Genomic DNA, 23,956 nt, shown 5'->3' on the forward strand with positions numbered 1-23,956 from the left:
TCATATATTATTAAAGGCACAATTTTGGAACAACAAGATCTAAACAGACGACTTCTTCTGGCACTGGCACTCTCTTTTTTTGTATTCATAGGATACAGTTATTTTTTCCCGGCCCCGACACCTTCACAAAGTACGCAACAGACAGCAGCCTCTACCCATCAAACGCCTTCGGTCGATACCGCATCTGATACGAGTACACCTGCAGCAAGCAGTGCTACAGCGGCCGCAACTGCACCGGTACAAACCGCAACTGCCCCTTTGGCAACGGTGAGATCTGAAAACTTCATTATCACCGTGGATGCGTTCGGACGTATCGCTCAAGTGGAACTGCTGGAGGCAAAGTATCGTGATGATGAGGGGAATAATCTAAAGATGCTCAATGTCGACAAGGTCAAACCTTTGGAAGTAAGGTTCTCTGATGCCAAGCTGAACGAAGAAGCATTCAAGACGCCTTATGTGAACGCTGGAAATCAGAGCATAGATCTGGGTGAAGGTGAGCAAACGCTTACCCTGACGCAGACGCTCTCTTCTGTGACAGTCACCAAAAAGATCACCTTCAAGCCTACCGGTGAGTACAGTGTGACCGTAGCGACCTCTGCATCAACACCGTACTTTATCACACCGGGCCACAGACCTGAAGCTGACCACTCTATGTATATGCTGGTAAGGGGTGCACTGATCAAAGGCGCAGACAACATCATCCATACGATCGAAGACGGTGATGCGGAAGGGTATGAAAAGTTCCAAAATGCCAAAATAGCTTCTGCCTTCGACAGATACGTCGCTTCGATCTTCTTTGATTTCGACAAAGGGTTGAATGTTTCTATCTTAAAAGAGGCGAACGGGGATCCGCTCATCTTTGTGCAAGGGGCAGATACCTTGACCCTCAGTGCCTATATCGGTCCCAAAGAGCAGAGAATACTCGAAGCCATTCATCCGGAACTGACCGATGCCATTGAGTTCGGCTGGTTCTCATTCCTTGCAAAGCCGTTCTTTACCGTCCTGCTGTGGATCAATGACTATGTAGGTAACTGGGGATGGGCGATCATTCTCTTCACATTGCTGGTAAAGGTGGTCCTCTTCCCGCTTTCCTATAAAGGGATGATGTCTATGCAGAAGCTGAAAGACCTGGCACCTAAAATGAAAGATATCAAAGAGAAGTATAAGGGCGATCCTGCAAAGATGAATGCCCAAATGATGGAGATGTACAAAAAACACGGGGCAAATCCGATGGGCGGGTGTCTTCCGCTGCTTCTCCAGATCCCTGTTTTCTTTGCACTTTACCGTGTGCTTTTGAATGCGGATGAGCTGCAGGGTGCGCCGTGGATACTCTGGATAGAGAATCTTGCCGTGATGGACCCGTACTTCATACTGCCTGTATTGATGGGTGCATCGATGTGGTTCCAGCAGAAGATCACGCCAAGCAACTTTACCGACCCGTTGCAAGAGAAGATCTTTAAATGGTTCCCGGTGATCATGACCGTGTTCTTTATCTATTTCCCGTCGGGTCTGGTATTGTACTGGCTGGTGAACAACCTCTTTACCATTGCACAGCAATACTTCATCAACCATATGTATGAAAAGCACAAAGCAGCTGCTATCGCAGCGCACAAAAAGGCAAAGGACTAGTGTATGCGGAAGGTTGAAGCACCGACACTGGAAGAAGCTTACCAAAAAGCTTCCCAATTGTTAGAATGTTCTATCTCCGAACTTCAATCAGAAGTCGTGCAACATCCCTCTAAAGGTATCCTGGGCTTTTTCAAAAAAAATGCGATCATCGTAGCCGCATGCAAACCTCCTGTACAAAAAGAGGCTGAGCCTGAAGCATCACAGGAAGAAACGCTTGCTGCCCCAAGCGCAGAAGAGAGTGTGGCCGCTGAGATCCTTGCCACCGTGAAAGAAGAGTATACGGCACCTGCAGAACCTACCTTTGAAAAAGATGCCATTGTCGACAGTTTCTTTGACGCGGACCGTCACGAGGATGAGGCATTTGAAGACGAAGAGATGGTCTATGACGAGCTGGCCCGCCTGATCGAGGAGCAGCTCAAAGAACTGCTTTCCCATTCCTGTTTTGATATCGATGTGGTCGAAGTGGACGTGAGGGACAATACCGCACTTATCTTTATAGACGGCGAGGATGCAGCACTGCTGATAGGAAAAGAGGGATATCGCTATAATGCGCTCTCCTACATGCTCTTCAATTGGCTGCACACCAAATATGAACTTTTCATTAAGCTTGAGATCGCAGAGTTCCTGACCTCGCAGCAGGAGATGATCCGTAACTATATCAAGCCGGTCATCGAAACCGTTGAAAAGCAGGGTAAAGGCAAAACGCGTTTTCTTGACGGCATCTTGGTGCAGATAGCCCTGGAACAGCTGCGTGAAAGATTTCCCGACAAATATGTCGCCGTGAAGACAAGCCGTGAGGGTAAAAAGTTCGTGGTCATCAACGAATTTTACAACCACAAGTCCCATGAATAACTCAATTGCTGCCATTGCCACCGCACACGGTGTCTCTTCCATCTCCATCATCAGGATAAGCGGGGATGCTGCCCTGGAGATCGCGCATAAAATTTCCCACAGGGATCACATCACTCCGAGGTATGCGCACCTTACTTCCCTCTACAATTTCAACGATGAACTGATAGACCAGGCGATCATGATCTATTTTGCCGCGCCGCACAGTTTTACCGGGGAAGAGGTGGTGGAGTTCCAGTGCCACGGCGGGATGATCGTGGCTCAGGAGATACTGGACACCATTACCTCCTATGGTGTCAGACTCGCCCAGCCTGGCGAATTTTCCAAACGGGCATTCCTCAACGGCAAGATAGACCTGACCGAGGCAGAGGCGATCTCAAAACTGATAGAGGCCAAAAGTGTCGACGCCGCAAAGATACTCGCCAAACAGATGAAGGGGGAGCTTAAAACCTTTGTAGATGAGAGCAGGGATGCTTTGTTGAGGGCTCTGGCCTATTCTGAAGTGATGATCGACTATGCAGAAGAAGATATCCCTGATGACATCATGCAGAGCATCCGCAAACAGTTGGATGGCCTGACAGAGCAGATAGAGAAGATCGTGACGGCAAGCTACAGACGAAGAGGATTGATCGAAGGGTTCAAGGTGGCCATCATCGGGAAGCCCAATGTGGGAAAAAGTTCTTTGCTGAATGCGCTGCTTTCCTATGAGAGGGCTATCGTCAGTGACATCGCGGGAACGACGAGGGATACGATCGAGGAGCAGGTACGTATAGGCTCGCATATCATCAGGCTGGTAGATACAGCTGGGATACGTGAGTCGGAGGATACCATCGAAAAGATCGGGATAGAGCGTTCACTCTCCTCTGTAGCCGATGCAGATGTCATCGTGGCACTCTTCGACAGTTCGCGTGCATTTGACGAAGAAGATGCAAAGATACTCTCTATCCTTGAAGCGCTTGAGGGGAAGCACATAGTGGTCGCGTTGAACAAGTCGGACCTTCCCAGGGTACTCGATACAGAGAGACTCCGCTCTTTTGACCCGCTGGAGGTCAGTGCCAAAAAAGCCTTTGTAAGATTGACAGAAAAACTCGAAGCGTTGTTTGACAGTATCGGAGAGGGGGAAGAGCTCATGCTGATCTCCGCCAGACAGATCGAAGCGGTCAATCAGGCAAAAGCCTCGATAGAAGAAGCAAAGACCCCTCTGATGGACGGAGAACTGGAGTTCTTCTCTTACCATCTGCAAGAAGCGGTCAAGTCCATCTCTTCGATCTCAAAACCCTACGACAGTGAAGAGATACTGGACAAAATGTTCGGTGAGTTCTGTCTGGGGAAATAAGGTGCAGATCATGGAATATTTTGATTACAATGGAACGTTCGAGTTGTATATGATAGCAGGGCTGTCTCTTTTTACGCTTTGGTTCATTCGAAATACCATTGCCTACTACAAGGGTGAAAAAAGAAAAGTGAAGCATCTGCACCGCTTTGCCAAAGAGGGTGAAGCGGAAGCGCAACAATCTCTGGCCCAAAGGTACCACAAGGGCGATGCGGTCAAGAAAAGCTGCGACAGAGCGGCCTTCTGGTATCAAAAAGCCGCTTTTTCCGGTCATGATGAAGCAAAGCAGTTTTTAGAGAAGATTCGTAAAAAGAAACGCTGCTAATCACAAAGCGTAAAGTAAATTGTGTATAATAGCGAAATTACAAATAGGTGTTAAAATGTTTAAAATAGTTACTATCATGATACTGTCCTTGATGACAATGTTTTTATTTACCGGATGTGTACAGACGGATCTCACTGTAAATAAGAAGCAGTCAAGCCAGAACTTTTGGGCTGATCTGACGAACGTGGATGATGTCGATATGTCAGACTTTGATGAAAACCTCACTGAGTCTGAAATGATGCTGACAGAAGGCGATGAAGCCAACAGGATGGCGCGCATCGAATTCCCTGTGTCAGAATACAGCCGTTTGGGACGAATAGGAAGGGGTACGATCAAGGGTTCTATCTATATCAGGGATCTCTATGCCCAGAAAGTCGTAGGGGAGAATACAAGGCTGTACCTGAACCCTATCACAAGTTATTCCCAGCAGTGGTATGAAGAGAGTTATCTGGGCGGAGCCAAGATGGAAGAGGCGGACCCCAGACTCTTTAACTACTTGCAGTTCACCGCTTCGGACAAGAACGGCAAGTTCGCATTTTACGGGGTGCCATCAGGAAGCTACTATCTGATAGGGACGGTGAAGTGCGGGCAGGAGTGCGGTTATGAGAGTATGAAAAATATACGTATAGCGACCAGAGTAAGGGTCGTAGGCAAGCAGGTCGTCACCCAAGACCTAACAAAAAACCTGGAGTAGCGGATCGCCGTCAACGGCCGGCCGGTCGGCTATTTTACCCTTTCGGGTAGGCGCTTTCCAATGCCTGATAGAGTCCTTCAGGCGTGACAGTGTCATTCTCCTCAAGCACACGCTGCATCACGACGTTATCTTCTTCTCCGTTCCATATTTTGATATAGGTACCTTCTTTGTATCCATGGTCCTGTCTGAACTTGTTCAGGATGTTTTTCCCTACATAGAGGCTATAGAGCGCATCAAGATTTAATCCCGACTGCACTGCCACATCGATAAATGCCTCCATCAGTTTTTCTGTAGACTCCCCGCAAAAAACTGTTTTCATCAAGTCTTCTACCACTTCTATCTGGCCATAATGGTCCTTGGTGGTGGGGGTGATCTCGGCAGAGAAGGTTGGAAAGTTCGGCAGTGCATTGATCGTTTCGGCCAGTGTTTCGATCGTTCCAAGCGCCTGTATTTTATAGTCCTCGAGTCCCTGAGACATGATAAAGTGCCATATATCCACCGCTTCTATCTTGATATTCGCATAATCGGGCTGGGCATCGATATTCTTCCAGTGTTTCCAGGGATAGGACTCTATGAGCTCTGCACACTCCAGATAGGTGCAGCGTTTCCAATCGATACGTTTGCCGTTCTTGGTGATCCCTTTTTCCCAACCTTCACCGTTGGTCGCATCATTGAGTTCCTGTTGCAAAAGCAGCATCTGTAAAATTTTGTCCATGAAAAATTCCCGTCGTTTGATTCTTGTCTGTGATTGTATCAAAAATTGCCTTGCCTCCACGCCCATCACGGTTTTGTTTTATCGCAGGAATAAAAAATGCAGCAGATTGTCATTTACTTCGCACGCCTCATCACTTATTTAGTACTTTTTCATTATAATATGACCCTTATTTACCGCCTTAAAAAGGACAGAAAAACATGGCACAGATCGAAAATCTAGATGAAGTTTTAAAGAACCACAAACTAAGCAAAGCCGAGTATGAAGATATCCTGCGCATCCTTGACGGTCGTCATCCGAATATTGTTGAGATAGGTATCTTCTCTGCAATGTGGTCAGAGCACTGTTCCTATAAATCAAGTACAAAATATCTTAGAGGGTTCCCGACCAAAGCGCCATGGGTGATACAGGGGCCCGGCGAAAATGCCGGTGTGATCGATATCGGTGAAGGTATGGCGGCCGTATTTAAAATGGAGAGCCATAACCACCCTTCCTTTATTGAGCCGTTCCAGGGGGCAGCAACAGGCGTTGGAGGAATTCTGCGTGATGTCTTTACGATGGGTGCAAGACCGGTGGCCAACCTGAATGCGCTGCGTTTTGGTACCGTGACAGGCAACAGCGATACCGCAAAGTATCAAAGACACCTTGTTCGCGGTGTGGTAGACGGTATCGGAAGCTATGGTAACTGTATGGGAGTGCCTACTATCGGCGGTGAAGTGAGCTTTGATGAAAGCTACAACGGGAACATCCTTGTCAATGCCTTTTCATTGGGACTGGTAAAGGCTGATGAGATCTTCCTGGGTGTCGCATCGGGTGTAGGGAACTCGGTCATGTACGTGGGATCCAAAACTGGACGTGATGGTCTTGGTGGAGCGGTGATGAGTTCAGACAGCTTTACCGAAGAGTCCAAATCACTCCGTCCGACCGTTCAGGTAGGTGACCCGTTTACTGAAAAACTGCTGCTTGAGGCATGTCTGGAGTTGTTCAAAACGGACCACGTGGTCGGTATTCAGGACATGGGTGCAGCGGGATTGACCTCTTCCTCATTTGAAATGGCAGGTAAGACAGGAGCGGGGCTGATCATGCATCTGGATAAAGTGCCTGCGCGCGAAGAGGGGATGACACCCTATGACTTCATGCTTTCCGAGTCTCAGGAGCGTATGCTGATCTGTGCAAAACAGGGAAGCGAGCAGGCGATCATCGAGATCTTTGAGAAGTGGGACCTGGATGTTGCTGTGATCGGCGAGGTAACAGATACGGGCCGTATGGAGCTCTTCTGGCACGGTGAAAAATGTGCAGACATGCCGATCGCACCGGTGAGCGAGGAAGCTCCGGTACTCGACAGACCTGTGGCAAGACCGAAGTACCTTGACGAGGTCAATGCAAAAACAGTAGAGAGCTATCCGGCAGTTGAGGATCAGCAAGCCTATGAAGCGCTGCTTTCGAACATCGAAGTTTCAGATAAATCCTGGGTATACAACCAATATGACTCGATGGTGCAGACCAATACGACCAAGGGGCCGGGAAGTCTGGATGCTTCCTGTATCCGTATCAAAGAGAACGGCAAAGCACTGGCGATGAGCTCAGACTGTAACCCGCGTTACTGCTACATCGATCCGAAGAAAGGTGCGGCACTTGCCGTAGTAGAGTCTGGTCGTAACGTGGCGATGAGCGGAGCGAGACCGCTTTCCATTACGGATTGTCTCAATTACGGCAACCCGGAGAACCCGGAAGTGATGTGGCAGTTCGCACAGGGCTGTGAAGGGATCAAAGAGGCATGTTCGGCGCTCAATACACCGGTGGTCAGCGGGAACGTCTCTCTCTACAATGAGACGAACGGGGTAAGCGTATTCCCTACGCCGGCCATTGCGATGGTAGGACTCAACGAGGATCAGAACAGGGTACTTCCTTCTGCTTTTCAGGAAGAGGGAAGCAAGGTGCTTCTCATCGGTGAGACCAAAGGGGAATTCGGCGGTTCACTCTACATCAAAGCACTGCATGGCGAAACGGCAGGTTCCCTGCCGACTTTTGACTACCAGTCTGAACTTGCACTCTGGGAGCTTGTGATCGAAGCGAACAAAAAAGGACTTTTACGGTCAGCAAAAGATGTGAACGTCGGTGGGCTCGCGATAGCGCTTTCCAAAATGGCAGCGGTTTCGAACAAAGGTATCACTGCTGAGATCGCTTTGGATCAGAGTAAACATATTTTCGATGAGTCACAAAGCAGAGCACTGCTGGAAGTTTCCGAAGAGAATGTCGAAGGCGTGGTTCGTATGGCAATGGAGCTGGGGCTTAAAGTGACCACTATCGGTGAAGTGGGCGGCGACATGGTGAAGGTCAATAATGTGGGCCTTCCGCTTGAGAAGGTCAAAGATATCTACTTCAATACCTTTGCCCGTACGATCGAGCAGGACCTGTAATCGTCTGATCTGACCTCGTTCCCACTCTCCTGAGTGGGAATGCGCTGTGAATGAAATGAGGAAGTACCCTTGGGGTGCATACTTGAGTTTATTGTTTGGATTGATGTATGCATTTTTAATTTTATTTTGAGGATGAGAGTTTTATTTCTACTTTTTTTAAAAAAAAGTAGAGCAAAAAAGCGTCACTTTTCAAGTGTGCTTCAATGTTACGACGCATGCTTCGCAATATTTGCGCCTTCACATCGGCACACTCAGTGAAAAGTGACATAAAAATGTAAAGAAAAGTTTAAAAGAGAGAAAAAATGAGAGCGTTATTAAGTGTAAGTGACAAAGCGGGTATCGTTGAGTTTGCCAAAGGTTTGGAGCGTTTGGGGTGGGAGATCATTTCTACCGGCGGTACCTATAAGAAGCTGAATGAAGCGGGTGTCAAAGTGATCGAGATCGATGAAGTGACAAAGTTTCCGGAGTGTTTTGAAGGGCGTGTAAAAACACTGAACCCCTATGTGCATGGGGGGATCCTTCATAAAAGAGGCGATGAGGCACATGTGGCACAGGCCAAAGAGCTGGGTGTGGAAGGTATCGACCTTGTCTGCGTGAACCTTTATCCGTTCAAAGAGACCATTGAGAGAACGGAAGACTTCGATGAGATCATAGAGAACATCGATATCGGCGGACCTACGATGGTGAGAAGTGCTGCGAAGAACTTCAATGATGTGCTGATCGTCACGGATGCCGGCGATTATGGTGCGGTACTGACGGCACTTGAGAAGAAGGAAGATACACTGGAGTTCAGACGCGGGCTTATGATCAAAGCCTTTGAACATACTGCAGCCTATGATTCGATGATCGCCAACTATATGAACGGCCGTTTCAATGACGGTTTCGGTGCATACCAGTTCATTACAGGAAAAAAATCGTTCCAGACACGTTACGGAGAGAACCCGCATCAAAAAGGTGCACTCTATGAGTTCGACAACCACTTCACCAAGCATTTCAAACAGGTCAAAGGGGAAGCAAGCTTCAACAACATCAATGACGTGAACGGTGCACTGAAGATCGCTTCAAGCTTCGGGGATGAAAATGCGGTATGTATCGTCAAACACGGTAACCCGTGCGGATTTGCGATCAAAGAGACACTGTTGGCGTCCTATACAGAAGCACTGAAATGCGATCCTGTCTCTGCCTTCGGCGGGGTGGTAGCCGTCAATGGGATCGTCACGAAGGAACTTGCAGAGAAAATGAACGAGATCTTCCTAGAAGTGGTGATGGCTGCAGATTTCGAGCCGGAAGCACTGGAAGTATTTGAAAAGAAAAAGCGTCTGAAACTCTTTGCGCAGGGCGGTACGAAACTGGTCATGTCAAATGACAGCCATGACTTCAAACATGTCGATGGCGGATTCGTCTATCAGAATGCAGACTGTATCTGTGACAACGAAGTACACAATGCACAGCAGAAATCCAAACTTGCAGCCACAGCGCAGGAGATGAAAGACCTGGAGATCGCATGGAAAGTGGCCGGGCTTACAAAGTCCAACTGTGTGGTGTATGTCAAAGACTCGGCGATGGTCGCTGTGGGTATGGGTATGACCAGCCGTGTAGATGCGGCGCAGTGTGCCCTTAAAAAGGCAAAAGAGATGGACCTTGACGTATCGGGTGCGGCGATGGCATCCGAGGCATTCTTCCCGTTCCGTGACAGTATCGATGCGGCGGCGGCTGCGGGAGTCAAAGCGATCATCGAGCCTGGCGGAAGCATCAGGGATGATGAAGTGATCGAGGCTGCCAACGAACACGGTATCTCGCTTTACTTTACGACGGTAAGACACTTCCTGCATTAATGGCAGGACCGTACCGGCCGGGTACGGTCTTTTTACTTATTTATTTTTCTCCCTTTTTTGATCTTCTCTAAAAGAGTATAATAGATCATCAAAACACTAGGAACCACTATGGACAAACTGCTTATCGTATGGAGCACGGCCGAGATAGAAGTGGCCAAAAAGATGGTACTGCTCTACTCGAGCGTGATACTTCCAAGAGGATACTGGGACAAAGCGCATTTGATGATATGGGGCCCCTCTGCGAAACTTTTATCAGAAAACAGCGAACTGCAGGAGATGCTGGACCGTGTCAAAGCGACGGGTGTTGAACTCTCATGCTGTGTGGTATGCAGTGATGACTACGGTGTGACCGAAAAGCTGGGGTCGATGGGCATAGAGATGGTCCATACCGGAGAGATACTGACCCAGGCATTGAAAGAGGACTGGAAAGTGATCACTTTTTAATCTTTCCTGTGTCTGAACTGATACATCATGATGGAGGCTGCCACAGCCACATTAAAACTCTTGACACCCTCGGTCATCTCGATCGTCACGACTTCATCACAGAGGGAGAGTACTTCCTCTGAGAGCCCTGATCCTTCATGCCCCATCAGAAGTACCCATTTGTCTGACACTTTGACGGAAGAGAGAGGCGTGGAGTCTTCTGTCACTTCAGCGGCATAGAGTCGGTACCCTTGTCGTTTAAGTGCCGCCAGTGTCTCTTTCAATTCATTGTAGATATGCACTTTGAGCATGCTGACATGCCCCATGGAAACACGCAGGGCCCTTCTCGAGTAGGGATGCGGCCCATGTCCTGGCAGCAGATAGGAGTCGACGCCCAGCGCAGCAGCGGAGCGTGCGATCGCGCCTATGTTCTGCGTGGAGCTGATCTCATCGAGCATGATGATCTGATCACCTAGTCTATCAAGCGGGGTCTCTTTCGGACGTATACCGTGCATCATCACGTTATGGTGTATCTTGTGGCCGACGATCTGCTGCATCTGCTCTTTGGTGGCCACATAAAAAGTGGCAGTGTGCCTCGATGCCAACAGCGATCGGTAGGTATCGTAGTACGCTTGCGTGGCAAGGATGCTTTTCACCTCTATATCCTGTTCCAGCAGCAGGTTCACTACTTTCGGACTGTCTGCGACAAAACTTCCGTCAGCCTGAAATGCATGTTCACGGAACTGATGGTAGATCTCCAGCTCTTTGGCGTGTATGTCGTTGATCTGTATAAAATTCATGGAGGTATTGTACAGAAATTCACAATGATTGCACTTTGATTTTGCTATAATATGAAAAATTTATAATAATTATAAGAGGAATCTTCGTGAAAAAGATTTTAGTGGGATTGCTTGTGACCATGACCGTAGTAATGGCGGAATTACAACAGGTTTGGGCAACACCGGCATTTGCGGAAAAGAATATAAAGATCATAGATATCCGCACGCCTGCTGAGTGGAGAGAAACCGGCATTGTGAAAGGTTCTTATACCATCATGTTCTTTGATGAAAAGGGAGGCTTTGATGTAGCGGCCTTTTTGAAGGAGCTGGACAGGGTGGTAGAGAAGGATGAGCCGTTTGCCCTGATATGCAGGGTAGGGAGCCGCACTGCCATGGTTTCTGAGTTTTTGTCGGAGAGACTGGGATACAGGGTCATAAACCTTCAGGGCGGTATCATGAAAATGATCTATGAGGGCTACAGAACAGTACCCTATCAGCCATAAAATGACCAAACTTGATTGACATAGACTAAACTTTTTTGATATAATCCTTAAAAATACAATACCATTATTTTAGGATCATTATGTCAAAAAGTTTATATGAAACACTTGGTGTAAAAGAGAATGCCTCGGCGGATGAGATCAAAAAAGCCTATAGAAAACTCGCAAGAAAATATCATCCGGATATCAATAAAGACGAGAGTGCGGTAGAAAAGTTCAAAGAGATCAACGCTGCCTATGAAGTGCTCTCTGACCCGGAGAAAAAAGCACAGTATGATCAGTTCGGTGATCAGATGTTCGGCGGACAGAACTTTCATGACTTTGCAAGAGGACAGGGCGGCGGTGTTGACCTTGATGAGATACTCAGACAAATGTTCGGTGGCGGCGGAGGCGGCTTTGGAGGCGGTTTCGGCGGCAGTGCTGGCGGCTTCGGCGGCTTTGGCGGTCCGAATCTGGATCTGCAGACACGTATCACGGTACCTTTTATGGTCTCTGTCAACGGCGGAAAGCATACGGTATCGGTACAGGGGCAAAGTTTTGATATCAAGATACCTGCAGGGATCAAAAGCGGTGAGACGATGCGTGTCCGCGGTAAAGGCAAACAGTATCAGGGACATGCCGGCGACCTGCTGATACAGATAGAAGTGGCATCTTCGGACGAATATGAAAGAAAAGGCGACAACCTCTACAAAACCTTTGACGTTCCGTTGAAAGAAGCACTCTTCGGCGGCAAGATCGCAGTCGATACCCCAGAAAAAGAGGTCTCTCTCAAAGTACCGCAAAATACCAAAAACGGTCAAAAGTTCAGACTGAAAGGAAAAGGTGTTCCTGATAGAAAGACAGCCTTGAGAGGTGATCTCTATCTTGTAGCCAATGTGGTTCTGCCTGATGTGGATACATTGGATGAGGAACTTAAAACGATGATGGAAGCAAAACTATAAAGGATTATTGATGCATAGTTATGATGAACCGGTATATCTTATCTCCGTAGTGGCTACAATGCTCGACATACACCCCCAGACACTCAGACAGTATGAGCGTGAAGGTCTGGTGGAACCTTCGCGGACGCAGGGGCGTATGCGCCTCTACTCCCAGAGGGACATTGAGCGTATGAAGCTGATCTTACGTCTGACACGCCAGATGGGTGTGAACCTTGCAGGCGTGGACATGGTGCTTCAACTCAAAGAGCAGATGGACCAGATGCAGGAAGAGATAGACCAGTTGCGTGACGAGCTCAGCAAAGCAAACCGTAACGGTTCTGTACATTCGAGCAAGGCGCTGGTTGCCAAAGGCTCTTACGATATTATTATTTTCGAAGATTAAATAATAGATTTTTAAATTATTTAAATTTATTATATAATCTCTCTATGAGACAGCAGAAATACTATACGTTTTTTCAACAACAGATCCTTGTGATGATCGCCCTCTCCCTGATACCGGGTGTCGTCTATCTGTTTGCCGGATGGATATTCGGCATCATGATGCCAGCATTGATCTGGTATGCGCTGATGCTCCTTGTCTCTTTGTACGGATGGAAACTTTATACACAGTTTCAATCCCTTAAAATGAACGAAGCAACCTTAAAGCATTGGTATGACGGCGTTAGAGTCTTTATGTATAGCATATTTGCTTTATGGACAGTCGTCTTTTTACTCTATGTTGGCAAATCGGAATACGATCTGCATTATATAGCGATATTTACACAGATCGGTGCTTCTGTTGTGGCTTCTGCGTTGCTGGTTTCGGATAAAAAGATCTTTGTGCCTATCCTGTTCACTATGATACTCCCCCTGGCAGGATATTTTTTTCTGATCGGAACATGGTATGGCTATATCCTCTCTTCTTTTTCATTGGTGTTGCTGATCGTCCTTCTTTATGCGTCCAACAATACCTATACCCTGCTTCAAAAAAACTACTACCAGGCAAACCAGGATGAACTGACGGGTTTGTATAACCGAAGGTATTTTCTGGACTATATGGATGAACTCCTTAAGCGGGTGTATGAGACAGGAGAAACCGTACATATTTACCTGATCGATCTGGATTATTTTAAAACGATCAATGACTCTTTGGGTCATGATATCGGAGATGAACTGCTCATCGCAGTCTCAAAACGCATCAAGCTTTTTTCTCAAGATACGCATGTATTGGCACGATTAGGCGGTGATGAATTTGTCCTGGTAAGCAAAGAGAGCTGTAGTGAAGAGGATGCCTACGATTTTGCCTTGCGTCTGTTAGACAATATCCGGGAGCCGTATATCGTGGACCAGCATCATCTTTATGTCTCTGCAAGTATCGGGGTGCATCAGATACATCCTGACAGCCTGGACAGCATGACACTGCTTAAAAATGTTGACATCGCCATGTATGATGCAAAAACCAAAGGACGTGATACGGTGATGCTGTTCGATGAATCATTGTCATATGAGATCAATGAACACTTGATGATCGAACAGAAACTTCATTCGGCGCTTAAACATCATCAGCTGGATGTCTATTATCAGCCGCAATTTGACAGTACACGGCAGATGATAGGGTGTGAAGTATTGATAAGGTGGGAGGATAAAAGCTTCGGTGTCATAGCACCGGATGTCTTTATACCTATCGCAGAAAAGACAGGGCTGATCATTGATCTGGGCAGTTATGTGATGAATGAAATGTTCCAAACCCTCCATGACTGGAATGTAAGGGGAGTGGCATTGAAACATGTATCTGTGAATGTCAGTATCAAACAGCTGCTGCATTACTCTTTTGTCAAAGAGGTAGAGGCTTTACTGCAGATGTACCAACTGCAAAGTAGTGACCAAAAAATAGTGTTTGAGATCACAGAAAGCATTTTTGCAAGAGACGTACATAATGTGCTCGAGATCATGCATAAGTTAAGAAAACTGGGTATTTTCTTTTCGATCGATGATTTCGGTACGGGGTACTCCTCTTTGAGCTACTTAAATACCCTGCCTGTCACAGAACTCAAGATCGATAGATCGTTCATAGAGCAGTCTGGCAAGGATGAAAGTAATAGAAATATGATCAAGACCATTATCTCTATCGCAAAGAATTTTGATCTGACGATTGTGGCCGAAGGCGTTGAAACAGAGGAACAGTTCGATTTCCTTTCGGCCAATGGGTGTGATCTCTATCAGGGTTTTTATTTTGGAAATGTCATTCCAAAAGGTGAATTTGAAGAGAACTACCTTTTGAACTAGCGTTTACTTCACAGACTGGGCGATAAGATGGATGGCCATACCATAGCTTGTCGAGTTGTTGTAGCGTGTGAGCACGCGAAAGTTCTTAGCACCCAGCCAGATATCATCATGGGTCAGGTTCTGGTTTTTCAGCAGGTATGCTTTGGGCTCATTAAAAGGCTCGAGCGGTGTAATGCCGTGTTTCAGGATCGTACGTAGAGGCAGCGTACGTCTGTGGCTTGCTTTGAGTGCCGTGTAGCGCTTTCCTTTGAACCTGGTCGGTACTGCGACCAATGCACCTTTTCTCCATCCGTTCTGCTGCATGAATCTTGCGATAATACCGATGGCATCTTCCAGGTCCCATGGATCCCTGAGACCATCACGGTTATAATCCATACCGAACTTTCTGAATACGGACGGCATCTGCTGTACCACTCCCATGGCCCCGGCAAACGATCCCTGCAGTGCGGTGATGTCATACCCCTGTTCTCTTGCCATCAGAAAAAGATGTCCGAATTCCGATTTGAAAAACTTCTTCATACGGTTGGGATGAAAGGCGAGCGTGGCCAGGGCATCGAGCACACTATAGTCTCCGCTGTACTCTCCGAACTTGCTCTCCACTCCGATAAAACCTACGATATAGTCCATATCGACATGGTACTCTTTGCTTGCACGCAGCAGGGTATTGTAGTATCTCTTTTTGAACTTTTTGGCCTTTTTCAGGCTGACAGGGTCGAGTACATGCGCCTTGTAGCGTTCCCATGGTCCGTTGGTGGTTCCTACCCTGTATTTTCCCGTATAACGCGCCAGGGTATCCCGATCCTTCTTTGCCTTTTTCATGACAGCGGTCATATAGCTGCGTTTGAAATGGTGTTTGTTGACCATCATGTCGATGAACGCTCTGACCTCTTTTTTGGCCAGGAAATCATAGGGGACAGGCGGACGGTCCTCATTGGCAAAAAGCCATAGCGGCAGCAGCATGACAAGTAGACAGCGTTTGAGAAATTTCATCTATGCCCCCTCTGTTTTCGCAAGTACCAGGAGGCTGTCACGGTAGATGGGTTCATCAATGAATCCGTATTTCTCATCCATGAATCCATTGACCCCTTCTGCCGAACGGGCTTCAAACGCTTCTTTGATATGCAGGGCCCTCTCTATGGCATCGCTGTCGGTATGAAAGATGCGGTTCGCTATCTCCACCTGCTTGGGCCCCATGCATGCTTTGCTCTCGAACCCCATCATTTTTTCCCGTTCGCACCATGCCTTGAACGTTTCCGTATCATTGTACTCCTGGAACATGAAAGAGACCGGATGGATCCCGGCGGTCTTGGTATCCACCAAAAACTTGGAGAGTATGTAATCTATGGTAGGATTTTGCAGTGTCACGATGGACTGAGGCAGCCCAAGGGAAGTAAGCAGGTCCAGAATGCCCAGATTGGCCGTGGTGAGGCGTTCGTCTATGCGAAGTGTGCTCAAGCTGTTAAACGCCTCTTTGGTCTCCAGGGAGATATGCAGCTCTTTGTCTTCTGAGAGCAGGGTCAGTGCCTGGGCTATCTCTGTCTGGGTTTTGATCTTGGCCACACGTACGGCATCAAAGCCGAAATCATTTAAAAATGCGATCTCTTCCGCGCCGCCTTCATGGAGAGGATTGGTTCGCACGATGATGAAGGAGTCGGAGCGTTCCATATGGGAAAGGAAAAGCGCAATGTTGTGCAGGGCCTCTTTCTTGCGTGAAGGGGCGATGGCATCTTCAAGGTTCAGGGTGATCATATCGGCCCGGCTCTCATCCATACGGTTCAGATGCTTAAGATTGAGAGGATTGAGCATCATGTTGGATCTGTGACGCCGTATGGCCGTGGGAGCTTTATGCTTATTTCCAAACTGGGTAGGTAGTGTCTCTAGGGTATCAAATATCATACTGCTATGGTATCTAAAATTCACTCAAAAGTGAGAGTGGTTTTGATGGTATCGCAGGGGAGGACCTTTTGTTTTTTTGCTTTTTGTCTGAAAGAAAAGTTTTTATAGAAGACAGTGTTTTATTTCATAAAATATGCTATGATAAAATAACAGTAAAAATACATTCAGTTGAACTGTTGCGGTTTTATAAATCAAATAGAAGGAGAACAAGATGAACTATGAAGATACTATGGTGATTGTTGCTGATTTGGGAGAATTGAAAGCGTTTCACGTAAAGAAAAATGAGGGAATGGTAGAGAATGAGTTGAAGATCTCCTATTCGCTTGAAATGCTCAATGACATCAGCTATATCGATGCGCATAAAAGAGTTCAGGATGTTGTAAGCGACAGTGCAGGCAGACTTGGGACCTCAGGAACTCCAAATGCCGGGAAATGGGGAAGCTCAACAGGCGAACCTCATAACCTTGAAAACGAGAGAAAAAGACGTTCCATTAAAGATGTAGCCAATGATATCAACATGATCGTCAAAAATGAAAAACCGAAACAGCTGCTGCTGGCATTTCCACAGGAGACAAATGCCCAACTGATCGATGCATTGACACAGGAAACAAAAGCTGTGCTGGTAAAAAATGTAGCCTCTGATCTGATCAATACCCGTACTTCCGAGATCCTCTCCCACTTTTAAATCTTACAAAAGCCTCTGAAGGAGTGTTCGGGGGTTCAATCTTATTACAGTATAATACCCTCTTTACAAACGCAAGCCTCCATGGACGGCATGCGTTGTCGATACGATGCAGAAGAGATCGTTGATATCCCGTATGAATAACGGAAACAAAGAGACCGGTCCGTTCCAGGACGTACCGGTAGACAAGGCTGGATTTTGAGCGACAAGACAGAGGTGCTGGAAGCACTGAAACACACGAATGTTTTTCTGACAGGCGGCGCGGGCGTAGGAAAGAGCTATATTACCAATGAGGTGATCGCTGACTACCGCCAAAGAGGAAAGCAGGTGGTCTCCCTGGGATCCACGGGTGTGAGTGCAGTGAATATAGGCGGATTTACGGTACACAGCTTTTTTGTGTTCGGGATCGCTAACAATTTTGAAGCACTGGTTGCGGGAGACAAACGGGCCAAGAAAAGGCTTGCAGACCTGAAGAAAGTGCTCAAGGCCACGGACCTTATCATCATCGATGAGATCTCGATGGTGAGTACGGACCTGATGGAGATGATAGCCTACAGACTCAACCATTACGGATACCTGGGAAAGGTGCTCTTTGTAGGAGACTTTTTTCAGCTGCCTCCTGTACAAAAACAGCAGGGCAGCAATGACATTTTCGGAGAGAAGCTCTACGCGTTTGAGAGCATGGCCTGGGAGCGTTTTGAACTGATGGTCATAGAACTCACCGAGATGAAGCGTACGACAGACGCGGAATTTACCCATATACTCTCCAAAGTACGCAAAGGAGTGTGTGACGATGAGGTCATACACTACATGACCAGGCTCTGGAACACGGAAACACTTGAAAAAGAACCGACCTATCTGTACGGGCGCAATCTGGAAGTAGAACAGACCAACAGGGCGAAGATCAATGAACTCGATAGCGAAGAGACCATACTCTTTGCCAACATAGAGATGTTCGGTTCGGTGCATGAGAAGAAACTTTCGGGATGGAAAAACATGCTGCCCATTTCAGAACAGCTTACCCTGAAAGAGGGGGTTCCCGTTCTTTTTACGGTGAACAAGTGGGGCAAATTCGTCAACGGTGAGAGAGGGATACTCAGAAAAATAGAAGAGGACCATCTTATCGTAGAAAAAGAGGATGAGTTCGTGCGTGTGGAGAGACATGATTTCGATCTGGTCGATATGCTGGTGAAAGAGGACGGCACCGTAGAGACCGTGTCTCTTGCGACACTTTCACAGTTTCCGCTCAAGCTGGCCTATGCGGTGACGATACACAAATCCCAGGGCATGAGCATAGACCATTTGGTATGTAACGTAGATAACATTTTTGCACCGAGCCAGTTCTATGTAGCGATCTCACGTGCCATCAATCCCAAACATTTAAGGATCGATTTCAACAGGGGTGATCTGACACAGTATCTCAAAAGGGTGATCAACGTCGATCCGCGTGTGGTACAGTACTACGAACGTCTCAGTACGCAATGACGATATCGATATCGCCTGCAGGCTTGATGTGTAGGAGAGGTTCCTCGATGGTGACGATGTCCCCGTCAAGCTCTACAAAATTATAGCTGTTCCCCAGATCTATACGCAACTCCTTCACTTCTCCGTAAAAACTGCCGAACTTTTTAATGAACGATGCCGGGGTGAAGATGAAAAACCGGTTGGCGCTCAAAAGCATGAAGGGGGTCATCACAAGATGCAGCGGGAGAAGAAACAGCACAGCCAATAGATACTTCAGCATATTTCCTTTGAGCAGACCAAAACGCAGTGTTTCGGCAAGAAAGATATGCTGCAGGTCGCCCATATTCCCTGCAGAGAAGAGAAATACCTCCTGATTGAGCGTATAGTAGCGGTGTTTTTGGGTGCGAAGAGTCTCACCCTCTGCCAAACGTTTCAGGACCTTTTCCACTTTCGGTACCCTGTGCAGTTTCGCCACCACATTAAAAGAACCTGTCGGGTTGAGAATGAATGCGGCTGAGTGCGGGATATGCTGCAACGTGTTGATCACCCGCCTGATCGTGCCGTCCCCGCCGGAGATAATGATATAGTCATACAGCGGTATATCTTCATGTCCAGCCAGCTCGGATGCTTCTATCGAAGTGATAGGAAGTGCAGCGTGCTGGAGTCTTTGGCCGATAGAAAGAATACGCATGTCTCTCCTTAGTTATATCAGATATAATTATAGCTATGAAACTTGAAAATGAAGATGCACTTGACCACCTTATACTATGCAAGCAGTGTCATACCCTGCATGAAGAGATCCCTCTCAAAGATGGCACAACGGCCCGTTGTTCCAAATGCGGCGCGATGCTCTACAGGTATGACAGCAAGCTGATCGATAAAGGGCTGGCTTTAAGCATCACTGGGCTTATCTTTTTTATCCTTTCGAATCTCTTCCCTTTGGTGAAAATAGAGATATTGGGGCATGAACAGTTCATTACCATCACGCAGACATTCATCAGTCTCTTTGAAAGCGGATTCTATCTGGTCGGACTCCTCTGCAGTTTTCTTACCTTTATATTCCCGTTAATGATATTTTCCATCCATATGCTGCTTTTCATTCTTTTGAAGCGTGAACGCGGGGAAAATCTCAGCAAAGAGCTACTGCTGCTGCTCTCCCACATCAAGCCGTGGAACATGATCGACATCTTTTTTATCAGCATACTTGTGGCACTGGTAAAATTGATAGCATATGCCCAGATACATATGGGAATGGCATTCTGGGCTTTGATGGCACTGGTACTGACCGACCTCTATCTTACCAAACGCATACATGTCACAGAGCTGTGGAGGGCAAGGAAAAGAATTTTCACGGATCTCAGCCCTGCGAAAGAGGACCGGTCATGATAGAGGTCAGTCAAGATGAACTCATACGCTGTCCCGTATGCGGGGCCGTCAATATAGACAAGGGTAAAGAGAACAAATGCCGACGCTGCGGCTCTTCTCTTTATGGACACCGCGGTTTCAGTACAGAAAAAAGCTGGGCCTATCTCATTACGGCGATCATCGCCTATATTCCTGCGAACCTTTACCCTATGCTTATCACCAAGCAGTTCGGGTCAGTGCAGAGCAGCACGATACTCGGCGGTATAGTGATGCTGTGGGAACAGGGTTCCTATCCGATCTCCCTGATCATCTTTGTTGCCTCCATCCTCATTCCGGTACTAAAGTTCCTTGTTTTGATTTATCTGCTTATTAGTGTAAAATACCCCATAGGGAAAGATAAAAAGGTCAGTAAACATACACTGTACTTTATGACCGAAGCCGTAGGACCATGGTCCATGATCGATGTGTTCGTCGTGGCGATACTGGCAGCGCTTATACATTTGGCCAATATCGAGATCATTGCGGGCACAGCGGCAACGGCATTTGCCATTTCAGTATTTTTTACCCTTTTGGCTGCCCATGCATTCGATGAACGACTCATTAAGGAAAATAGATAGATGTCAACTGAGATACCACAGATAGATGAATCCAGCAAATTCAATTTGATCACCTCCATATGGATCGTACCTTTCATCGCACTGATCATAGCGGGCTGGTTGGCCTATCAGTATTTCTCTGAACTGGGACCTGAAATAAAGATCGTTTTTCCGGAAAACCAGGGGCTGATCGCGGGACAGAGCCAGATCAAATACAGAAATGTCCCCATAGGAACGGTCAAAAAGATCGTATTGCAGAAGGACGGTGAAGGGGTGACGGTGATCGCAAGAATGGAAAAATCTGCAACCAGATACCTTAATAGCAATGCGAGATTCTGGATCGTCAAACCCGAAGTGGGCATCAGCGGTGTGTCAGGTCTGGAGACGTTGATATCCGGTACTTATATCGATATGTACTCCGAGAAAGGGGGAGAGTCCAAAAAGACTTTTCCGGGATTGACACAGCCATACAGATATACGGAAGAGGGTGAATACTTTCAGCTAAGCGCCCCTTCGAGCTACGGTGTCAAACAGGGCACACCGGTGTACTTTAAAAATATCGAGGCGGGACAGGTAGAGCATGTGAATATCTCCATCGATGGGCAGAGCGTCGAGTTCGTGGTCTTTGTCAACAAGCTCTATGTACCCTATGTGCACAGGAGTTCCAAGTTCTGGGTGAAGAGTGCGGTCGAGGTAAGTTTTGTGCATGGCAGGCTGGATGTCAGCGTAGCACCTGTGACGCATTTGGTGCAGGGGGGTATAGAGTTCTCCTCCACGGGAGAGAATGTCTCTGACAGAGTACCTGATAAATTTGTTTTCCACCTGCATAAAAACGCCACGCTTGCAGAAGGTCAGGTGATCGGAAAGGGCGGGGATTTTATCACGACCTTTGAGATCCTGACCGAGGACTCTATCGCAAAACTGAAAAAAGATGCACTGGTACAGTATGAAGGGTATGAAGTAGGCCGTGTCAAAGAGATAGCACTTTCGTATAACAAGGATACCCATAAGATACTCGGACAGGTACTGGTCGATATCGATCTCTCTTCCTTCGCTTTGAAAGAGGATGATATGACACGCTGCAGCAACAAGTTCACCCAGGCACTGGAGGAGGGGCTGAGTGCGAAAATATCGTCTACAGACCCTTTGACCGGTACGCTTTTTGTTGATCTGGTGTTTGACAGGAACACGACGGGCAGAAGCATACAGCAAGGAGAGAAGTACGTACGTATTCCTTCTCTTCCCAATGATGCAAGAGGTCTGGTAGAGGGGGTAGAAGCACTGCTCGCATCTCTCAACGAAGTGGTCGATGACAATGCAGAACCGCTGCAGAAAATAGTCTCAGAACTGCAGCAGACGGTGCATCACCTCAATGCCATGACCGGTACAAGTGCATTTAAAACGATGCCGGATGAACTGAACAGAACGATGAAAGAGTTGAACGGAACGCTCAAGACAGCCCAGAAGGTGCTCAAGGGGTATGACAGCGATTCGCTCTTGACGCATCAGGTTTCGCAGACGCTCAAAGAGGTGACGGAGACCTCTCAAGAGATGCAGGAGTTCCTGAAACTGATGAACCGCAAACCCAATTCACTGATCTTTGGAGATAAATAATGACAAGAATCAAGCTATTGCTCATATTGAGTGCCCTGTTTCTAGCAAGCGGCTGTGCCTTCAGCAACTATTATGTGCTTTCTACCGCGTCACAACCCAAAGAGAGCTATGCCTATAAGCCTCAAGTGATAGGAGTGGAGAAGGTCACGGTGCCTGAGTATCTTTTTAAAAGAGAGATCGCTGTAGCCAGATCATCCAGTGAGGTGACCTTTCTAAGCGGTTCGCAATGGGCTGAAGATATGGATACGGGTCTAACCCACAGATTGATAGCCTTTTTGCAAAAAAAGTTCCAGCACCCAGGTGTGTATGGGTACCCCTGGGGCACAGACAGACAGCCGGATATCAAGATAAAAGTACATGTCACACGCTTCATAGCACAAGGAGAGACTGTCTATCTTGATGCCAGTTGGGAAGTCAAAGATATGCGAACAGACAGAAGAGCGCTTAAATTGTTCAGTACGACGGTGCCAACAAAAGCGGATGCCGGAAGTATCGTTGACGCTATGAACAGCGCATTCGCGCAACTGGAAGAAGAGGTGGCCAGAGGGGTGAAGGAGCTTTAGTATGTTACTAAGTACTTTTCCAGATCATGAAATATAAACTTTTTTCATTTCTATTTAAAAACAAAGCAATTATCGGGGTCAATCTTTTAGGATCGTATCTATTTGCCAAGATGGCCGAGGATGTGATCGAAAAAGAATATGTTGTGGTGATCGATAGATGGATCAGTATGCATATCAATGCAGTGCAGACTCCGCTGTTCAACACAGTGATGCTTGCACTCACCAATTTCAATGGTACTATAGGTATCTCTGTCTTTTCGGCAGGTATGGTACTCTGGTTTCTCTCTAAGAAATGGTATGAAGAACTTTGGTTCTATCTGGTTTCAGTGGTGGGTGCCAACGCAGCTTTTGTGACCGTTAAAATGATCGTACAGCGTCTCAGACCGGATTCAGAGCTTCTTTCTCTATCAACCTATTCGTTCCCTTCAGGGCATGCGACCATGGCAACAGCCATGGCAATGGCTGTTTACTTCATTTTCAGTCAAAGGGTACACAGGGTCAGTGTGAGAGTGTGCTTGCTGGCCCTCTGTATCAGTTGGATCGTTTTGATCTCTTTTTCACGCGTCTATCTGGATGTGCATTGGCTGAGTGATGTCATCGCAGGTATAGGGCTTGGGCTTTTTTGGGTGAGTTTTGTAGTATTGGTCAAAAGGTTCATGCATACCGTATAAGCCTTCTATACAAAGCACCATACAACATAGAGAAGTACTAGAACAATAAAGAGCAGACCAAACAATGATGTTTGTATGTAAAAAGTGTTATACTTTTTTAATTGACCGATGGTCAGTCATATAAAGGAGCAGTATGGCAATCATTGTAAACAAAGAAGAAAAACGCCGTTCGATAGCGCTTGCTTCCAAAAGCCTGTTGCTTGAACATGGCATTAAAAACATTACCATATCTAAAATAGCGGAGTGTGCCGGTGTAGGTAAAGGTACGGTCTATGAGTACTTCAGCAATAAAGAGGATATCGTTTTTGAGATCATTTCAGTATTTATCGTAGAACTGGAAAAACACCTTTATGAGCTTATAAAGCAAGATATGAGCACCAAAGAGAAGATCAAAACATTT

Annotated in this window: 25 protein-coding genes; 20 read left to right on the forward strand and 5 right to left on the reverse strand. The window is 46.9% G+C overall.

The features are described from left to right. Positions 1–24 precede the first annotated feature (24 nt). The 5 genes from yidC to VIM88_RS05215 all read left to right on the forward strand — a co-directional run bounded on the left by yidC (position 25) and on the right by VIM88_RS05215 (position 4,830). Positions 25–1,629 (forward strand): membrane protein insertase YidC, encoded by a 1,605-nt coding sequence (gene yidC / locus VIM88_RS05195; RefSeq protein ID WP_331861821.1) that lies wholly within the window; start codon positions 25–27, stop codon positions 1,627–1,629. Positions 1,630–1,632: 3 nt separating this feature from the next. After that, positions 1,633–2,481, forward strand: coding sequence for a Jag N-terminal domain-containing protein (locus VIM88_RS05200; protein ID WP_331861822.1), 849 nt, complete (start codon positions 1,633–1,635; stop codon positions 2,479–2,481). Next, positions 2,474–3,814 (forward strand): tRNA uridine-5-carboxymethylaminomethyl(34) synthesis GTPase MnmE, encoded by a 1,341-nt coding sequence (mnmE, locus tag VIM88_RS05205; protein WP_331861823.1) that lies wholly within the window; start codon positions 2,474–2,476, stop codon positions 3,812–3,814. The genes VIM88_RS05200 and mnmE overlap by 8 nt, the downstream gene beginning before the upstream one ends. 10 nt (positions 3,815–3,824) lie before the next feature. Next, positions 3,825–4,136 (forward strand): SEL1-like repeat protein, encoded by a 312-nt coding sequence (locus VIM88_RS05210; RefSeq protein ID WP_331861824.1) that lies wholly within the window; start codon positions 3,825–3,827, stop codon positions 4,134–4,136. Between the two features lie 91 nt (positions 4,137–4,227). After that, entirely contained in the window at positions 4,228–4,830 is a 603-nt protein-coding gene (locus tag VIM88_RS05215; protein ID WP_331861825.1) for a carboxypeptidase regulatory-like domain-containing protein, read from the forward strand. 34 nt (positions 4,831–4,864) lie between these two features. On the opposite strand, the gene VIM88_RS05220 is transcribed toward VIM88_RS05215, so the two are convergent. Beyond that, positions 4,865–5,545, reverse strand: a complete 681-nt coding sequence (locus VIM88_RS05220) for a dUTP diphosphatase (protein ID WP_331861826.1) — start codon at positions 5,543–5,545, stop codon at positions 4,865–4,867. A 197-nt stretch (positions 5,546–5,742) separates the two neighbouring features. On the opposite strand from VIM88_RS05220, the gene purL reads away from it, so the two are divergent. From purL to VIM88_RS05235, 3 genes are all read left to right on the forward strand, one after another. Next, on the forward strand, positions 5,743–7,962 hold the full coding sequence (gene purL, locus VIM88_RS05225) for a phosphoribosylformylglycinamidine synthase subunit PurL (RefSeq protein WP_331861827.1): 2,220 nt from the start codon (positions 5,743–5,745) through the stop codon (positions 7,960–7,962). A 302-nt stretch (positions 7,963–8,264) separates the two neighbouring features. After that, complete coding sequence (gene purH / locus VIM88_RS05230) at positions 8,265–9,797, forward strand: bifunctional phosphoribosylaminoimidazolecarboxamide formyltransferase/IMP cyclohydrolase (RefSeq protein ID WP_331861828.1); 1,533 nt, start codon at positions 8,265–8,267, stop codon at positions 9,795–9,797. Between the two features lie 108 nt (positions 9,798–9,905). Beyond that, positions 9,906–10,241: a DsrE family protein gene (locus VIM88_RS05235; RefSeq protein WP_331861829.1), complete on the forward strand. Its 336-nt coding sequence runs from the start codon at positions 9,906–9,908 to the stop codon at positions 10,239–10,241. Here VIM88_RS05235 and VIM88_RS05240 read toward each other — a convergent pair. Next, positions 10,238–11,020 carry an RNA methyltransferase gene (locus VIM88_RS05240; protein ID WP_331861830.1) on the reverse strand — a complete coding sequence of 261 codons (783 nt, stop codon included), beginning with the start codon at positions 11,018–11,020 and terminating at the stop codon, positions 10,238–10,240. The two genes, VIM88_RS05235 and VIM88_RS05240, sit on opposite strands and share 4 nt — an antisense overlap. A gap of 86 nt (positions 11,021–11,106) precedes the next feature. Between VIM88_RS05240 and VIM88_RS05245 the strand changes: the two genes are divergently transcribed. From VIM88_RS05245 to VIM88_RS05260, 4 genes are all read left to right on the forward strand, one after another. Continuing rightward, positions 11,107–11,502 carry a rhodanese-like domain-containing protein gene (locus VIM88_RS05245; RefSeq protein ID WP_331861831.1) on the forward strand — a complete coding sequence of 132 codons (396 nt, stop codon included), beginning with the start codon at positions 11,107–11,109 and terminating at the stop codon, positions 11,500–11,502. An 80-nt stretch (positions 11,503–11,582) separates the two neighbouring features. Then, on the forward strand, positions 11,583–12,440 hold the full coding sequence (locus VIM88_RS05250) for a DnaJ C-terminal domain-containing protein (protein WP_331861832.1): 858 nt from the start codon (positions 11,583–11,585) through the stop codon (positions 12,438–12,440). A gap of 10 nt (positions 12,441–12,450) precedes the next feature. After that, positions 12,451–12,822: a heat shock protein transcriptional repressor HspR gene (locus VIM88_RS05255; RefSeq protein WP_331861833.1), complete on the forward strand. Its 372-nt coding sequence runs from the start codon at positions 12,451–12,453 to the stop codon at positions 12,820–12,822. Positions 12,823–12,866: 44 nt separating this feature from the next. Then, positions 12,867–14,705 (forward strand): putative bifunctional diguanylate cyclase/phosphodiesterase, encoded by a 1,839-nt coding sequence (locus tag VIM88_RS05260; protein WP_331861834.1) that lies wholly within the window; start codon positions 12,867–12,869, stop codon positions 14,703–14,705. Positions 14,706–14,708: 3 nt separating this feature from the next. Here VIM88_RS05260 and VIM88_RS05265 read toward each other — a convergent pair whose 3' ends face one another. Together VIM88_RS05265 and VIM88_RS05270 are read right to left on the reverse strand one after the other, a co-directional pair. Next, positions 14,709–15,695, reverse strand: coding sequence for a lytic murein transglycosylase (locus tag VIM88_RS05265; protein ID WP_331861835.1), 987 nt, complete (start codon positions 15,693–15,695; stop codon positions 14,709–14,711). Then, entirely contained in the window at positions 15,696–16,601 is a 906-nt protein-coding gene (locus tag VIM88_RS05270; RefSeq protein WP_331861836.1) for an HpcH/HpaI aldolase/citrate lyase family protein, read from the reverse strand. A gap of 211 nt (positions 16,602–16,812) precedes the next feature. Here VIM88_RS05270 and VIM88_RS05275 point away from each other — a divergent pair, with 211 nt between their 5' ends. After that, positions 16,813–17,286: a host attachment protein gene (locus tag VIM88_RS05275; protein WP_331861837.1), complete on the forward strand. Its 474-nt coding sequence runs from the start codon at positions 16,813–16,815 to the stop codon at positions 17,284–17,286. 195 nt (positions 17,287–17,481) lie between these two features. After that, the gene (locus VIM88_RS05280; RefSeq protein ID WP_331861838.1) at positions 17,482–18,768 is read left to right on the forward strand and encodes an ATP-dependent DNA helicase; all 1,287 of its coding nucleotides are present in this window, start codon (positions 17,482–17,484) and stop codon (positions 18,766–18,768) included. Here VIM88_RS05280 and VIM88_RS05285 read toward each other — a convergent pair. Further along, positions 18,755–19,438 carry a diacylglycerol kinase family protein gene (locus VIM88_RS05285; RefSeq protein ID WP_331861839.1) on the reverse strand — a complete coding sequence of 228 codons (684 nt, stop codon included), beginning with the start codon at positions 19,436–19,438 and terminating at the stop codon, positions 18,755–18,757. The genes VIM88_RS05280 and VIM88_RS05285 overlap by 14 nt on opposite strands. A 35-nt stretch (positions 19,439–19,473) precedes the next feature. On the opposite strand from VIM88_RS05285, the gene VIM88_RS05290 reads away from it, so the two are divergent. The 6 genes from VIM88_RS05290 to VIM88_RS05315 all read left to right on the forward strand — a co-directional run. Beyond that, a complete protein-coding gene (locus VIM88_RS05290; protein WP_331861840.1) occupies positions 19,474–20,133 on the forward strand; it encodes a paraquat-inducible protein A in 660 nt (219 codons plus the stop codon). Continuing rightward, a complete protein-coding gene (locus tag VIM88_RS05295; protein ID WP_331861841.1) occupies positions 20,130–20,729 on the forward strand; it encodes a paraquat-inducible protein A in 600 nt (199 codons plus the stop codon). Before VIM88_RS05290 ends, VIM88_RS05295 begins: the two co-directional genes overlap by 4 nt. Next, positions 20,730–22,322, forward strand: coding sequence for an intermembrane transport protein PqiB (locus VIM88_RS05300; protein ID WP_331861842.1), 1,593 nt, complete (start codon positions 20,730–20,732; stop codon positions 22,320–22,322). Further along, the gene (locus VIM88_RS05305; protein ID WP_331861843.1) at positions 22,322–22,885 is read left to right on the forward strand and encodes a PqiC family protein; all 564 of its coding nucleotides are present in this window, start codon (positions 22,322–22,324) and stop codon (positions 22,883–22,885) included. Before VIM88_RS05300 ends, VIM88_RS05305 begins: the two co-directional genes overlap by 1 nt. Before the next feature lie 26 nt (positions 22,886–22,911). After that, entirely contained in the window at positions 22,912–23,556 is a 645-nt protein-coding gene (locus VIM88_RS05310; protein WP_331861844.1) for a phosphatase PAP2 family protein, read from the forward strand. Positions 23,557–23,689: 133 nt separating this feature from the next. After that, a partial coding sequence (locus tag VIM88_RS05315; RefSeq protein WP_331861845.1) for a TetR/AcrR family transcriptional regulator occupies positions 23,690–23,956 on the forward strand: 267 nt, incomplete at its 3' end.

Origin of the sequence: Sulfurovum sp. (assembly GCF_036568385.1) — a bacterium.
Classification (GTDB): Bacteria; Campylobacterota; Campylobacteria; order Campylobacterales; family Sulfurovaceae; genus Sulfurovum.